Source organism: Bradyrhizobium sp. USDA 3240, assembly GCF_054063295.1.
This window is the reverse complement of record NZ_JBSSGD010000002.1, coordinates 6042368-6057464: the sequence shown is the minus strand read 5'-3', so window position 1 is coordinate 6057464 and position 15097 is coordinate 6042368. Positions and strand designations below refer to the sequence as shown.

At 62.0% G+C, this 15097-nt stretch carries 8 protein-coding genes, 6 pseudogenes and 1 other annotated feature; of the genes and pseudogenes, 6 read left to right on the top strand and 8 right to left on the bottom strand.

Annotated elements, in window-relative coordinates:
* Positions 1–60: 60 nt before the first annotated feature.
* Positions 61–456: a (R)-mandelonitrile lyase gene (locus tag ACVIGA_RS29185; protein WP_173640847.1), complete on the bottom strand. Its 396-nt coding sequence runs from the start codon at positions 454–456 to the stop codon at positions 61–63.
* A 295-nt stretch (positions 457–751) separates the two neighbouring features.
* Here ACVIGA_RS29185 and ACVIGA_RS29180 point away from each other — a divergent pair, with 295 nt between their 5' ends.
* A complete protein-coding gene (locus tag ACVIGA_RS29180) occupies positions 752–1645 on the top strand; it encodes a LysR family transcriptional regulator (RefSeq protein ID WP_173640846.1) in 894 nt (297 codons plus the stop codon).
* 18 nt (positions 1646–1663) lie between these two features.
* Here ACVIGA_RS29180 and ACVIGA_RS29175 read toward each other — a convergent pair whose 3' ends face one another.
* The 4 genes and pseudogenes from ACVIGA_RS29175 to ACVIGA_RS29160 form a co-directional block, all read right to left on the bottom strand.
* Positions 1664–2299, bottom strand: coding sequence for an SDR family oxidoreductase (locus tag ACVIGA_RS29175; RefSeq protein WP_173640845.1), 636 nt, complete (start codon positions 2297–2299; stop codon positions 1664–1666).
* A gap of 36 nt (positions 2300–2335) precedes the next feature.
* Positions 2336–2584, bottom strand: coding sequence for a transposase (locus ACVIGA_RS29170; protein WP_173640844.1), 249 nt, complete (start codon positions 2582–2584; stop codon positions 2336–2338).
* A 170-nt stretch (positions 2585–2754) separates the two neighbouring features.
* Positions 2755–3297 (bottom strand): annotated as a pseudogene (locus ACVIGA_RS29165) (IS256 family transposase); the annotation flags it as partial.
* 205 nt (positions 3298–3502) lie between these two features.
* On the bottom strand, positions 3503–7714 hold the full coding sequence (locus tag ACVIGA_RS29160) for a Ulp1 family isopeptidase (protein WP_456668730.1): 4212 nt from the start codon (positions 7712–7714) through the stop codon (positions 3503–3505).
* A gap of 333 nt (positions 7715–8047) precedes the next feature.
* Here ACVIGA_RS29160 and ACVIGA_RS29155 point away from each other — a divergent pair.
* Positions 8048–9278: pseudogene (locus ACVIGA_RS29155) on the top strand (IS3 family transposase); the annotation flags it as partial.
* Positions 8332–8449, top strand: a sequence feature (AL1L pseudoknot). It overlaps the preceding pseudogene by 118 nt.
* Before the next feature lie 148 nt (positions 9279–9426).
* Here ACVIGA_RS29155 and ACVIGA_RS29150 read toward each other — a convergent pair.
* Positions 9427–9951, bottom strand: a pseudogene (locus tag ACVIGA_RS29150) (ATP-binding protein); the annotation flags it as partial.
* Between the two features lie 306 nt (positions 9952–10257).
* On the opposite strand from ACVIGA_RS29150, the gene ACVIGA_RS29145 reads away from it, so the two are divergent.
* Genes ACVIGA_RS29145 through ACVIGA_RS29135 form a run of 3 tightly spaced genes read left to right on the top strand, consistent with a single transcriptional unit; the run spans position 10258 to position 12496 of the window.
* Positions 10258–10446, top strand: coding sequence for a hypothetical protein (locus ACVIGA_RS29145; RefSeq protein WP_207835012.1), 189 nt, complete (start codon positions 10258–10260; stop codon positions 10444–10446).
* Complete coding sequence (locus ACVIGA_RS29140; RefSeq protein WP_456668729.1) at positions 10427–11902, top strand: recombinase family protein; 1476 nt, start codon at positions 10427–10429, stop codon at positions 11900–11902. The genes ACVIGA_RS29145 and ACVIGA_RS29140 overlap by 20 nt, the downstream gene beginning before the upstream one ends.
* A gap of 54 nt (positions 11903–11956) precedes the next feature.
* Complete coding sequence (locus ACVIGA_RS29135) at positions 11957–12496, top strand: helix-turn-helix domain-containing protein (protein WP_456668679.1); 540 nt, start codon at positions 11957–11959, stop codon at positions 12494–12496.
* Positions 12497–12530: 34 nt separating this feature from the next.
* On the opposite strand, the pseudogene ACVIGA_RS29130 reads toward ACVIGA_RS29135, so the two are convergent.
* Positions 12531–12878, bottom strand: a pseudogene (locus tag ACVIGA_RS29130) (ATP-binding protein); the annotation flags it as partial.
* Positions 12879–12963: 85 nt separating this feature from the next.
* A pseudogene (istA, locus tag ACVIGA_RS29125) lies at positions 12964–14400 on the bottom strand (IS21 family transposase); the annotation flags it as partial.
* Positions 14401–14775: 375 nt separating this feature from the next.
* Here istA and ACVIGA_RS29120 point away from each other — a divergent pair.
* Positions 14776–15021 (top strand): annotated as a pseudogene (locus ACVIGA_RS29120) (transposase domain-containing protein); the annotation flags it as partial.
* Between the last annotated feature and the right edge of the window lie 76 nt (positions 15022–15097).

Below are 15097 nucleotides of genomic sequence, written 5' to 3'. Positions count from 1 at the left end.
CCGCGGCCCGCGGCCGATTCGCTCGGACGCGTCGACGCAGCGAGGTGTCCGCGCACAGGGTCACTTGTGGTATTGCTCGTCGCTGACCTTTTCCATCCACTCGACATTCTTGCCGTCGAGCGATTCCGTGATGGCGATGTGCGTCATCGCATTCGTCGGTGTCGCGCCATGCCAATGCTTCTCGCCAGGCGGAAACCAGACGACATCGCCGGGGCGGATTTCCTCGACCGGGCTACCCTCGCTCTGCACCCAGCCAAGTCCGGTCGTGACGATGAGAGTCTGGCCGAGCGGGTGGGTGTGCCACATGGTTCGGGCACCTGCCTCAAAGGTCACTTGACCGCCGCTGATGCGTGTCGGGTCGCCCACCTGAAACAGCGGATCCACCCGGACGCTACCGCTGAACCATGCTTCGGGACCTTTGCCGGACGGCCGCGAGCCGTTGCGTTTGATGTCCATCGTTCCATACCTTCCATTGTTGACTGTCGCAGCGCGTGCAAAGGCCGCAGGCGTTGGTATCAGCGTCGCCAATGCGGCACCGGCCCAGAGAACGCTCCTTCGGGTGAAGGCATGCTGCGCCGGCGTCGGGGCGCTTCCGCAAAGCCGTAAGAGCGTGTGCGCCCTGTCCATCGGACGAACTCCGTCGCGTCGCGGGGGGGGGGGCCGCTTCGGTAATCGCTGCTCCTAATTTAGCGCGCACATCTATAGGGATTAGACGCTATAATCGGGATGGACCTATCAACAGGATCGATAAATGCGGCGTGGCAATCTCGACGATCTCTCGGTCTTTCTCGTCGTCGCCCAGGAGGGGAGTTTCACAAAGGCAGCGGCGAAACTAGGCGTGTCGCAGTCGGCGCTCAGCTACACCATCAAGGAGCTCGAAGCCCGTCTCAAGCTGCGCCTGCTGACGCGGACTACGCGGAGCGTGTCGCCCACGGCTGCCGGCGAGCGCCTTCTGCGAAACGTCAGCCCGAGGATAGAGGAGATCGAAGGGGAGCTCGCGGCCCTGAGCGACCTTCGGGAAAAACCCTCGGGCACGATCCGCATCACGGCCACCGAATATGCCACCGACGCCGTACTCCTGCCGAAGCTCGCGAAGCTGCTTCGCGAAAATTCGGACATCAAGGTCGAGATCGTCAGCGATTACGGGCTGACGGATATCGTCGCGCAGCGCTTCGATGCCGGGGTGCGGGACGGCGAGCAGGTGGCGAAGGACATGATCGCCGTTCGCATCGGACCGGATGCACGCATGGCCGTGGTCGGCGCTCCGTCCTATTTCAAAAATCAGCCCGTACCGAAGAAGCCGCAAGACTTGGTTGAGCACAATTGCATCAATCTGCGTCTGCCCACCCATGGTGGCTTATACGCCTGGGAGTTCGGCAAGGGCTCACGCGCACTGAAAGTTCGCGTCGAAGGCCAACTGTTCTTCAGCACCACGACCCAGATGTTCCACGCCGCGCTCGCAGGTTTGGGATTGGCCTATCTGCCGGAGGGTCTGGTGCAACCACACATCAACAAGGGCCGGCTTAAACGGGTGCTTGACGACTGGTGCCCTCCGTATCCGGGCTACCATCTGTACTATCCCAGCCGGCGCCAACCCTCTGCGGCCTTTGCGCTGTTGGTAGAGGCGCTCCGGCATCGTCCCTGATGTGGGCGATCCCACAGTTCAACGTATGGTATAGCCGCCATCCACGGCGAGCGCGTGACCGACCATGAAACTTGCTTCTGAGCTGCACAACCAGAGCACGGCGCTTGCGATCTCTTCGGGGCGGCCAAGCCGGCCGATGGGAACGTTCTGCAGCATCGCGTTGAGGGCGTCTGCCTGAGTGGCCATCATCTTGTCTAACATTGCCGTATGGATGATACCCGGGCATACCGCATTGATGCGAATGCCCCTTGCGGCGTAGTCGAGCGCTGCGCTTTTCGTGAGCCCCAACACCCCGTGCTTCGAGGCCTGGTATGTTCCGCGTTTGGGGCCGGCGACCAAGCCGCCGATGGAAGAGCAGTTGACGATTGCACCGTTAGCCTGCTTGAGCATCTGTCGGAGCTCGAATTTCATGCAACTCCATACGCCGCGCAGATTGATCGAAATCACTCGGTCAAAATCCTCCCGTGTGGACTCGGCAGCTTCCACCGCGACATTCTGGACGCCGGCATTGTTGTAGGCGGCATCAAGCCTGCCGAAGACAGGGGCGGCCGGTAGACCCCGGAGCGCGCGATGCCAAGCAACAGGCATTGCCGACGGGATCGACAGCGCCTTGTCCGCGCGATCGAGCATTCCTCGACGGTCCGGCGTGCTCATCTTCCGAACCTCCGCGCTAAAAATCGCGCTCGACCGTCAGTTGTCCAATCTTGGCGTGCAGCTTCTCGATCTCGCGTTCGCGCGTTTCCTCGCTCTCGCGCCCGGCACCCACATCAAAGTCCGCGCCGCCTGGTCCAGCAGTTGCTTCTTCCAGGCATAGATCTGGTTCGGGTGAACCTCATAGCGCTGGGCCAGATCGGCCACCGTCGCCTGCTCCCGCACGGCTTCCAGCGCAATCTTTGCCTTCAGTGCCGCGTCGATCTTGCGTCTCGTCTTCGTCGTCATCATGCCCTCCGTGTATCAAACGGAGCGGCCCTTTTCCAACTGACCTCTGGTCCCAAAATCGGGGTCCATTTCACTCGCGCCCCCGGGCGACATCAAATCGGAATGGTGGGCGAGATCATCTCGGAATCCTGGGCGAGATCAAATCGGTACACCCGGGCGAGATCATCGGAATCCGCACCGAGATGCAGCCCGTCGATTTGGACCACCAGAAGGTCGAGCGTGGACAGATCGGCAGCCATGAAGTCAGCCAGCCGCACCGCCGACAGCGCTACGAACCTCCGCGAGGCCGCCGACTTCGAAACCCCCGATCCGGGCGGTACCGGCACGTCACCCTCGGGCAGCCGGACGGCGCGGCCGAACCGGCGCGTCGACACATTGATCAGCATCAGGTTCATCGCCCCGCGACCGAGCCAATCCTCCTGCGCCGCCGTTTCCCAGCTCGGGATCGTGACCTCGCCGCCATCCACGCCCCGGACCCGCGGGCGCTCGACCTCGATCTTGCCGCCGTGGAAGCCGATCCGTCCCCGCGTTCGGCCCAAGGTGCGTCCGCCGCGCCGCCTCGCGATCGTGGCGCGGCCCGCCACAACATCCGCCTCCATCATCGTGCCGAGCGCCTCGATCCCTGCCGCAAGGCAGAACCGATCGAAGCTCGCCCGCACTTCTGCAAACGCTTCGTCCACCGCCCCGGTCGCCGGCCAACCAGCCGGTGTGATATCTCTATCATGGCGTTGCTCTTCTTTGTGGAATCAGCACCCCGAGCCTACCGGCTCAAGGTGGGCAACGCCGACCTCTTCAGAAATTCAACAGAACCCGGGACATCCCCGAATCACAAGTGATACTTTCGATTCAAGATTTCGCGGATCAGCGCGAGTCGGCGAAATTATGGGTAATTGAAAGCTTCGTCGTATGCGTACGACATCAGCCCCTGAGTCGGTTCTGCAGCGCCTGCCGATTGGCAACGAGGCTGCTGAGGTTCAGCAGGTGTGGTGCTCGTCCTTGCTCCAATTGCCTAACCAGCGCCCGCGTGCCGTCCACCACGAAGACGCCGCAATCATAAGTGTTCAGCTGCTGGGTCATGCCGCGTGACTCCAGGCGGGCGCCCAGCCTTGCTGCGAGCTCTGCTGCGGGCGTGTTGTTGTATTCCCCCATGGAGTCGTAGCGATAGGCAACCGGCCTTTCGCGGTCGCGGCGATCAACAAACAGCAACGACCAATGGGTGCCGGGGAGATTCGTAGCACGGGCATTGTTCACTGGCAGGAACAGGAAGTCGGCTGTGTCGTCACCATTCTGATCATGGACGATGCGCTGGAATGCGCGTAGCATTTCGCTCTCGGTGCCCAAGCGCAGGCTAACAAGGGTTATGAGAGGATCCACGAACCGCGTCCGGGCGGCGAGATTCGGATTGTTCCCCCCCAACTCTTGCGCCAGGAGCTGGTAATCTCTCAGGACATGCTCGTCGCCCAGCCATTCCGTGTCCTCGAGCACCAGCCCGCGGCCGTGAGGCGAGGCTGTCGGACCTAAAGCCCCGATCTGAGCATCGTAGGAGGTGCTCGGAAACGCCGGCACAGAATTAACATCGTCGCGTGATTCAGACGGCGTGGCCGCAGTCAGATCAACCAATGGAGGACCGCCGTAGGTGCTTGAGCGAGCCCCGGCAGCCTGCGCTGGCTCAAAGTGAGCATCGTCGCGCAACTCGGACGGTGTCGGCGCATTCAGAGCAAGAAATGGCTCAAGACCAGCGTAGATGTCTGAGGGAGCCCTGGTAGAGTGCGCTGGCGCAAAGTGAGCGTCGTCGCCCAACTCGGACGGTGTCGGCGCATTCAGAGCAAGAAATGGCTCAAGACCGCCGTAGGTGCTTGAGCGAGCCCTGGCAGCCTGCGCTGGCGATGCTTCCAGCATCGGCCACATACTCCAATCAAAGTTGAGCGGCATCTGCGGCGACCAGGTTGAGGCGGACCAGGCAGGTTCCTGCTGTCCAGCTTGGACTATGTCCTGCGCCTGCTCCGGGGGAACCCCGGGCCACGGTGGGCCGTCTTCCACCATCAAACGCAGATCCTGATTATAACCTTCCGGGAGGACCAATGGCCGACTGACAGCTCGCTGCAGCGCCGTGGCATCTTGGTACCCACTCCCCTGCATCGTCGGCTGCGCCTGCCATGGCGATGCACCCAGTTGATGGGTGGGGGCCGACGTCAGCAGGCGACCGCCTGAAGCGACGATCTCGCTCAGTTGCCGCTCAATGGCAACGCCGTGCAGATTGTCTAGGGTCCTCGGCCTCTTCGCTGGCCTCAATTCAGCTGTGTCATGCTCATCGTTGATGACGACCTCCTCGCTTGGCAGGAGGTTGCTCTTGGCAAGTGCACCGATCGGCTCGTCCGGGAACTGCTGGCGGTCGGAGCCCCAATTCAAGGGACGAATGGACTCTCCGGGATCCGATGACTGGTCATGGCGCGCGGCTGGCTCAAGAAGAGATGACGACGGGCCGGGTTCGTCCATCAGCTCCCAAAGCAAATCCTGATCGTAGCCTTCTACAGGAAGCAGCTCCTTTGGCCAACTGCCCGCGTCCTGCGACGCGCTGTGCTGCGCAGCGGCGCCGCCGGCGGGCATCGGCTCCATCAGTGCCGCGTCTTCGGGATCAGGACCGGGGGAAATATGGCGCTCGAGCTCCATCGCTTTAGCGCCAGCCTGCGATTTTCGGAGATGGGTCAGTGCGGCACCGATCCGCCTATTACCACCGGCGTCCTTATAGTCCTCGACATCTCCATCCAACGCCTTGCCGGAAAGCCGAGCAGCAATGCCCTTCTTGTTGTTTTCACGCAGGTAGTCACTGAAACTGCTAAGGGCAAATGCATAGGTACTGGCGGTACCTGTCGTTGCTTCGTTTTTGTACTCCTTGATGAGAGCCGCGTCCTGGGGATAAGAATTCAGCTTAGCGCGGTCTGCGATCGGCACGATTCCGCCCGTCGACTGCGAGGTCCGGAGATGATCTATTGCCGTAAGGAGTCTCGTGGGATTACCCTTTCCGAAGAACTCGCGCGCATCAACAGTCAACGACTCGTCGTCGAGCCGAGCAGCAATGGACTTTTTGTTATTTGCGAAGAGCCAGCGGCCAAAGCTGAGAAGGCGATTTACATTGTACTTGGCAGTGGTTTCGGTGGCCCCGCCCTTGATGAGGGCCTCCTCAAGCCCCGAAATAAGGGGAGCGTCCTCGGAATAAAGAGACTGCTTCCTGCGAACCCCAGTTGATCGAGCCGGCTGCAGCGCCGAGGACGACGGGCCGGGTTCGTCCATCAGCCCCAAAACCAAATCCTGATCGTGGGCTTCCGCAGGAAGCTTCTCTGGCCAACTGAAAGCTCGCTGCGACGCGTTGTGCCGCGCAGCGGCGTCGCCGACCCGCCTCGTCTCCACCAGGGCCGCGTCTTCGGGATCAGGAAAGGGGGAAATATGGCGCTCGAGCTCCATCGCCTTAGCGCCGGCCGACGATTTTCGGAGATAGGCCAGCGCGGCACCGATCCGCCTATTACCACCGGCGTCCTTCTTATAATCCTCGACATCTCCATCCAACGCCTTGCCGGAAAGCCGAACAGCAATGCCCGGCTTGTTGTTTTCACGCAGGTAGTCACTGAAACTGCTAAGGGTAAATGCATAGGTAATGGCGGTACCTGTCGCTGCTTCGTTTTTGTACTCTTTGATGAGAGCCGCGTCCTGGGGATAAGGATTCAGCTTAGCGCGGTCTGCGATCGGCACGATTCCGCCTGTCGACTGCGAGGTCCGGAGATGACCTATTGCCGTAAGGAGTCTCGTGGGGTTACCCTTTCCGAAGAACTCGCGCGCATCAACGGTCAACGACTCGTCGTTAAGCCGAGCAGCAATGGACTCTTTGTTATTTGCGACAAGCCAGCGGCCAAAGCTGCGAAGGGGCCATACATTGGCCTTGGCGGTGATTTCGGTGGCCCCGCCCTTGATGAGGGCCTTCTCAAGCCCCGAAATAAGGGGACCGTCCTCGGAATAAAGAGGCTGCTTCCTGCGAACCCCAGTTGATCGAGCCGGCTGCAGCGCCGAGTGCGACGGACCGGGTTCGTCCATCAGCCCCAAAACCAAATCCTGATCGTAGCCTTCTGCAGGAAGCTCCTCTGGCCGACTGAAAGCTCGCTGCGACGCGCTGTGCTCCGCAGCGGCGTCGCTGACCCGCCTCGGCTCCATCAGGGCCGCGCGTTCGGGATCAGGAAAGGGGGAAATATGGCGCTCAAGCTCCATCGCCTTAGCGCCGGCCGACGATTTTCGGAGATGGGTCAGTGCGGCACCGATCCGCCTATTACCACCGGCGTCCTTCTTATAGTCTCCGACATCTCCATCCAACGCCTTGCCGGAAAGCCGAGCAGCAATGCCCTTCTTGTTGTTTTCACGCAGGTAGTCACTGAAACTGCTAAGGGCAAATGCATAGGTACTGGCGGTACCTGTCGTTGCTTCGTTTTTGTACTCTTTGATGAGAGCCGCGTCCTGGGGATAAGGATTCAGCTTAGCGCGGTCTGCGATCGGCACGATTCCGCCCGTCGACTGCGAGGTCCGGAGATGACCTATTGCCGTAAGGAGTCTCGTGGGATTACCCTTTCCGAAGAACTCGCACGCATCAACGGTCAACGACTCGTCGTCGAGCCGAGCAGCAATGGCCTGCTTTTTGTTTTCAAAGAGCCAGCGGCCCAATCTGAGAAGATGACCTACATTCTCCTTGGCAGTGCGTTCGGCAGCCCCCCCTTTGATGAAGGCCTCCTCAAGCTCCAAAATAAGGTCAGCATCTTGGGAATAAAGAGGACGCCTGCGGGTACCGTAAACCTCTGTTGACTGGCCAGGCTGCAGCGCCGAGGCGCCTGGCATCGGCCCGCCGCCTTTACCCTGCGACGCTGGAGGGCATTCGCGCCCGCTCGCCTGCATGATGGGCTGCGCCTCCGATGGCGATGCGGCGACTTGATGGGGGGGGGTCTGCATCAGCACACGATCACCTGGACGGGTGATCTCGCTTAGCTGCCGCTCAAAGGCCGCCGCGTCTGTCGACGGGGACACCGGTGCAGTCTCTTGCTGGGCGGCGCTGTTCGATTGTTGCTGCAATCGGCTAGTTGAGGTGAAATCCATCCGTTCTCACTTTCGAAGATATAGGCGCATCAGAGCTCGGTTTGGATCTCATGCGCGGGGCAATCGAGACGGCAGCGCGGCGACCAAATCCACAGCACAGAATGTGCTCTCAACGTTGGATCCAGCAACAAACCAGCGTGGATCCGAACCGTCCGCGCCGCAGGCAGTCGGACACTCGGATGTTCTTCCCCACAATTTTTGCTATGAGAGGAAGCTGTCGAGTACCTGACGAGCGCTGTGGGACGACGTAAAAAATTGGCTCTGACTCACTTTTGTTGCAGTCTGAACCGCCCCGGGTTTGCCGGAGGCTCCAACTCCCGAGAGGATGGAGCCATGACGAGCAAGACGACGAACAAGTTTTCACCCGAGGTTCGGGCCCGTGCGGTTCGGATGGTTCCGGATCACGCCAGCGAGCACCCTTCGCGGTGGGCGGCGGTGAGATCGATTGCCGCCAAGATTGGCTGCACACCGCAGACGCTACATGACTGGGTCAAGAAGGTCGAGATCGACAGCGGGCAGCGGACCGGCGTTCCGACGGAGATGGCCGAGAAGCTGAGGGCCCTGGAACGGGAGAACCGTGAGCTTCGACAGGCCAACGAGATCCTGCGCAAGGCGAGCGCTTATCTTGCGATGGCGGAGCTCGACCGCCGGTCCAAGCCATGATCGCCTTCATTGACGATCATCGTGGGGCGCATGGGGTCGAGCCGATCTGTCAGGTGTTGCCTGATCGCCCCCTCGACCTACCACGCCCATGTGGCCAAACGGCGCGATCCCGCCAGGCTGTCGACGTGCGCCAAGCCGGACGCCGCCCTGAAGATCGAGGTTCGGCGCGCCTTCGATCAAAACTTTTCCCTCTACGGCGTGCGCAAGGTCTGGCGCCAGCTCAAGCGCGAAGGCTTCGATGTTGCCCGTTGCACAGTGTCGCGACTTATGCGGAACATGGGTTTGCAAGGGTGATCCACGGCAAACCCATCAAGACCACGATCAGCGACAAGGCTGCGCCACGCCTGCTGGATCACGTCAATCGCCCGTTCAAGGCGCCAAGGCCGAACGTTCTCTGGCTCTCCGACTTCACCTATGTCGCGACCTGGACGGGTTTTGTCTACGTCGCCTTTGTCATCGACGCCTATGCCCGCAGGATTGTGGGCTGGCGAGCCTCGCGCGCGGCGCATGCAGCTTCGTGCTCGATGCGCTGGAGCAGGCACTGCAAGATCGACGGCCGGTCCATCGTGGCGGGCTCGTGCACCACAGCGACAGAGGCAGCCAATACGTATCCATTAAGTACATCGAGCGCTTGGCTGAAGCTGGTGTGGGGCCTTCTGTCGGCAGCCTCGGAGATTCCTATGACAATGCTCTCACCGAAACCATCAACGGTCTCTACAAGGCCGAGGTGATCCCGCGCGGCCCATGGCGCAGCTTCGAGGCCGTCGAGATTGCGACATGCGACCTGGAATGGGTGGATTGGTTCAACAACCGACGGCTCCTCGAGCCCATCGGCAACATACCGCCGGCCGAAGCCGAGAAACGCTACTACGCCATGCTGGAACAATCCGCCATGGCGGCAGAACTTAAACTAAATGGCCTCCGGCAAACCCGGGGCGGTTTTGTATCACAGGAGTTTGGCGGTCTGACGCGCCTCGCCTCCACGTGGGCGTATTCGGATACCGAGCGCCTATCGTTTATAACGCGACAATCAGGATGGGAGCGGCGCGTCAATCAAGATGAGACGAGGCGGCCGAGTCAGGAGATAATTGACGCTGGCCGCCGTCGAGTTCGTTGGGGGTAGTGTGAACAGGCGGCCGGCCTGGACCGCGTCTGCGATCGAGGGCAACTTTTCGATGGTAACTTTCGACGTTCATCTCGAGGATCGTGGCGTGGTGGACCAAACGATCGATGGCAGCCAACGTCATTGCCTGGTCCGGGAAGATACGCCCCCATTCGCCAAATGGCTGATTGGCCGTGATCAGCAGCGAGCGTCGTTCGTAGCGGGCGGCGATCAACTCGAACAGCACACTGGTTTCCGGCTGATCCTTGCTCACATATGTGATGTCGTCGAGGATCAGGAGGTCATAGCGATCGAGTTTGGCGATCGCGGACTCCAGCGCCAGCTCGCGCCGCGCGAGCTGCAGCCGTTGCACCAGATCGGTGGTGCGCGCGAAGAGAACGCGCCAACCGTTCTCGACGAGAGCCAGGCCGATCGCCGTGCCGAGATGGGTCTTGCCGCCGCCAGGCGGGCCAGCGTCATAATGCCGGGTGTCTGGGATCTGAGGTTGAGATCCTCTACCCATTTCATCCGCGATGTGGAGCGTTAGTCGTCGTTGTCGCCCGCAAGCGGCTCGGGAGTGAGACGCATTTTGTTATCAGACAACCTGATGCGACGTTAACGCTTCTGCCGGCATGGATGACGGCCCCCGCCGCCGCTTCCTTCCGACTGACGGCTGATCCGCGGCTTCCGGTGGATCGTCTGCTGGAGGCGCGCGTTCTTGCCGACGCGGTCTTAGCCTCCTCTCCCAGGGAATCGTCCCAATCGCGAGGAGGCGGTCATGGCGGACGCATCACGTCGTCAGGGGGATCTTTTCGGGAGCCCTCCAAAATACAGCAGCATTCCAATCGAAGCCCACCAGCAAATGTTGGAGCTGTTGAAGGAGCTTCTGACCGAAGCACTCACCGACAGCGCGGTCGACGCAAACGACGTGAACCGGGAGGACAGCGGTGAGCAAGATCACGCCTGAGCACCTTGCTCGCCAGGCCGTCGTGTACGTTCGTCAGTCGACGGCCGACCAGGTTATCAACAACCGAGAGAGCCAGCGCCGCCAGTACGGCTTGGCCGACCGTGCGCGGCAGCTGGGCTGGAGCGAGGTGGTCGTGATCGACGATGATCTCGGTCGCTCTGGTGGCGGCACCACGCGTCCCGGGTTCGAGAAGCTGCTTGCCGCCATTTGCGAAGGGCGAGTTGGCGCTGTGGTCTCGATTGAGGCCTCTCGGCTGGCCCGCAACGGCAGGGATTGGCATACGCTCCTGGAGTTCTGCGGGCTCGTCGGAACACTGATCGCCGATGAGGACGGCGTCTATGATCCGCGCCACCCCAATGATCGCCTTCTGCTCGGCATGAAGGGCACAATGAGCGAGATGGAGCTGTCTATCTTTCGGCAGCGCTCGCTTGAAGCCTTGAAGCAGAAGGCCCGCAGGGGGGAGCTCTTCCTCAACGTTGCAATCGGTTATCTCAAAGTCTCCCACGATCGGATCGAGAAGGACCCTGATCGGCGCATTCAGGAGGCGCTCGCACTCGTGTTCACCAGGTTTGCTGAGATGCAGACACTTCGCCAGGTCCACCTGTGGTTACGGCAAGAACGAATCACTTTGCCCGCGGTCAGCCATGGCCCCGAGGGTCGCCACGTCGAGTGGAAGTTACCAGTCTACAATACGATCTATCACATCCTTACCAATCCCATCTATGCTGGCGCCTACGCCTTCGGGCGCTCGGGCAGTCGGGTGACGATCGAGGCCGGCCGCAAGAGGATCGTGCGGGGCTTCCGGCGGGAGCGCAGCGACTGGGAAGTTTTGATCAAGGATCACCATGAGGGCTACATTACGTGGGCGGAGTTCGAGAGGAATCAGCGCTTGATCACCGATAACGCCAATGGGAAGAGCTTCATGAGTCGTGGCTCGGTCCGCTGCGGCGAGGCCCTTCTTGCAGGGCTCCTTCGTTGCGGTCACTGCGGTCGCAAACTTCACGTTGCCTACAGTGGCACGCACGGCACTGTTGGGCGTTATCATTGCCGCGGTAGCCAGATCAACCATGGCGGAGATCCGTGCATCTCATTCGGCGGCCTGCGCGTGGATCGCGCAATCAGCGCGGAAGTCATCGCACGTTTGCAGCCGCTCGGTGTCAAGGCTGCGCTGGCTGCCATGGAGGCTCGCGGCCGTGAGCACGCCGAGAAGCTGCGCCAACTTGAACTGGCTCTGGAGCAAGCGCGCTATGAGGCCACTCGTGCTCGTCGGCACTATGAGGCCGTCGATCCCGACCATCGCTTGGTAGCTGGCGAGTTGGAGCGGCGTTGGAATGAACGCCTGCTGGCTGTCCGCGCGCTCGAGGATGAGCGCGGGGCGTTTTTAGCCAAGCCGGAGACGACTCTGAGCGAGGCGGATCGCGAGCGGTTACTCGCGCTTGGCTCCGATTTGGAGTGAGCCTGGAACAGCCCTGGGGCGACGCCTGCGACGCGCAAGCGGATCATCCGAACTGTGATCCGCGAGATCGTTGTGCGCGTCCACGATGAGGCGATCGAGCTTGTCATCCACTGGCAGGGCGGCGATCATACAGCACTGAAGACCAGGAAGAACCGTACGGGTCAACACCGCTGGAGGACGTCCGCGGATGCCATCGATCTCGTGCGTGTTCTGGCACGGCAGATGCCCGACAACACGATCGCGGCAGTCCTCAACCGGGCCGGCAAGTCGACGGGGCGGGGTAACAATTGGACCCGCGCCCGCGTTTGCCACTTGCGCAACCAGCAGGCTATCGCGCCCTACCGAGAGGGCGAACGCAAGGAGAGAGGAGAAATCACTCTGGATGAAGCCGCCGCAGCCTTGCAGGTCAGCCCATCGACGGTTCACCGTCTGATCGCGGAGCAGAGCTTACCTGCGCACCAGCTGTGCAAAGGCGCACCTTGGGTGATCAAAGCGCTTGATCTGGAGCAACCCGAGGTCAAGAAGGCCGCGCAGGCGCGACGCTTCCGGCGGCCGCCGTCCGACGATCTGCGCCAAAGAGAGCTTGAACTATAACGGCATAGCGAGGTGAGCAGTATGAATCGGACTCGGGTGGACCGAACAAGAGCAAATTGGCGCCGGCCTTCAACCAGGCGTCGCCAGCGGCGAGCGCCATCGCCTGTGCCTTTGATAGCATCGGCACGCTTTCGAAGTCGAAGGTGGCGAGCGTCTTGCCGGCGGGCAAACGCGCTTCCACCATGTGTCGCTCGATCCGACGGCGGGTGCGATCGGCCGCCTCGTGCTCGGCAAGGGCGGCGAGGAAGCGGGCGGCAGGCCACCCTTCCTTGTCCGACTGTGCGGCGAGCTTCGGCCAGATCGCCTTGACGCCCGGCAGGCGGAGCTCATTGAGAAGCAGCTCGACACGGGCGGCATCGACGGAGGTAGCGATACCGGTCATGCTGCCTCTCCCAGGTTCGAGCGGCCCAACATGACGCTGACGGAGGCGAGTTCACCGTAGACGTCGAGCGGCACCAGCTGGACGGCGACACGGCGACACGTGGGATCGAGGCCGCCTCGGGTCGGAAGCGGCCGCGCAGCGCGGCAAGATCGCGTCCAGATCCATCGCGATCACCTCGGCGAGTTCTGCTTCGCAGGCGCGCTCGTGAGCCAGCGCCAGAAGCTCGACCGTCACCTTGCAGGCGCGCCGGTCATCACCATGCTCCCGCAAGGTCTCGAACAGACGTTTGTAAGCTGCACGCGGGAAGAGTTGGTCGCGATAAACGAGATTGAGGAGCGCCATCGGCTTGCGCCGCAGGGCATGGATGACGTGCCGGTAATCCACGACATGACCGCCCTGGCTCTCGGACATAGGCCGACCGCGCCGCTGCGTCACGACCGGCGTGACGCCAAGGAAGCATTCGAGCCGGTCGTCGAAGATGCGCACACGCAGGCGATGGCCGATCAATCTTGAAGGCACGGTGTAGAACACGCGCCGCAGGATGAAGCCGCCTGACTACGTCACCGGGATCACTTTCTCCTCGAAGTCGGTCGTGCGGCCTTTTGGCAGCGGCGCCAAGGCCTCCTTCTCGAGCGCGATCGGCTTGGCGAGGTTGGCGTTGCGCCGGCCGACAATCTCGTCGACAAAAGCCCGGTACGCATCGAGACTGGCGAAGTCGCGCGTCCCCCGCAGCAACAGCGCATCTTCCAGTGCCCGCTTGAGATGGCCGTGCGCGCTCTCGATCGGGCCGTTCTCATGTACGATGCCCGCATTGTTGCGCGTTGGCGCCATGCCATAGTGGCCCATCAGCCCGGCGTAGCGCTGCGTCAGATCCTCCCGTGCGTCGGCGGCCAGATTGCGGAATGCTGCCGACAGGCTGTCGCTGCGATGCTCCCGCGGCACGCCGCCGAGCGCCCACAGCGCGTTCTGCAAGCCCACCGCCAGGGCGACGAAGCTTTCGCCGCCGAGCACGACATGGGCATGCTCGAAGCCGGAGAACGCCAACCGGAAGTGATAGAGCCGGTGATCGAGCGGCTCACCCGCGATGGTAATACCGAGCGCGCTCACGCCGGTGAAGTCGGACAGACCAGGCGGCCGGGCTCGTGCTGCTGGCGGAAGATCACGTCCTGTTCGGGACCGTTGAGCGCGCGCCAGGCGTTGATGCGCCGCTCCAGCGTGCGGCGGATGTTCGGGTTCAAGTCATGATGCCGTCGGCGCAGCTCGTCCAGCCGCCGATCACGCGGATGCCGGGCGCAGCCTTCAGGATCGGAACGATCTCGGCGTCCCAATACTGCCCGAGCGGATCGGACCGGCGCCGGCCCCTCGGCGTCTTCTTCTGCGATGGCGGGCGACAATCGCCCTCGATTCGATCCGCGCTTGCCTTCGAGAACCCCGCCTTGGCCGCGGCGGCCTCGGGGGACAGTGTCAGTCGGTAGGTCATGTACAGCCTCATCTGGTGGTCGGTGATGTGGAGGCCAGGCAAGGCATCGATTCCCTCTTGTCGAGGCGAATCAACAGCTTGCACCAGCCGCACCCGGCCGCCAGACGGGTCCAAAAACGCGACGCCGATGGGGACGGTCCTCCGGTCGGGCTGCGCCCTCCCTTCGGTCCGTCCCCATCGACGCAGTCTCACCTTGATTGTCGCTGGAGTCTCACCCTGATCGCCGCCGCGCAATCTTGGGGCGATACGATCTCGGGCGGCTTGTCTTGGACGCGATCGGTGCGGCTTGGCGGCGTGCAAATGCAAACCAATTTCGCGCTTCGTCCCGATCTCGTGACCCTACCGATACCAGCCCTGTCCGGTAGCGCGGCGGTACCCTCTACCCTCGACGCAGAGCCCTGTTTGGGCCGAATGACAGGCAGGATCTGCTTGACCAACAATTGTGCTGAGCGCGCATTGAGAGGCATCGCCTTGGGAAGGCGCAACTGGACCTTCGCCGGCAGCCAGCGTGGCGCCGACCGTGCCGCCATCATGCTGACGATCATCACGACCTGTCGCCTCAACAAAGTCGATCCCAAGGCCTGACTCGCCGACGTCCTCGCCCGTATCGCCGATCTTCCCGCATCGCATCTGCACGAACTGCTGCCCTGGGAATGGAAGCTCCTGCGCCGAGCCCGCCGGTCAGCAAGCCGCCTGACCTTCACGCAAACCATCATAGAGTTCGTCGTGCCCGCGCGCA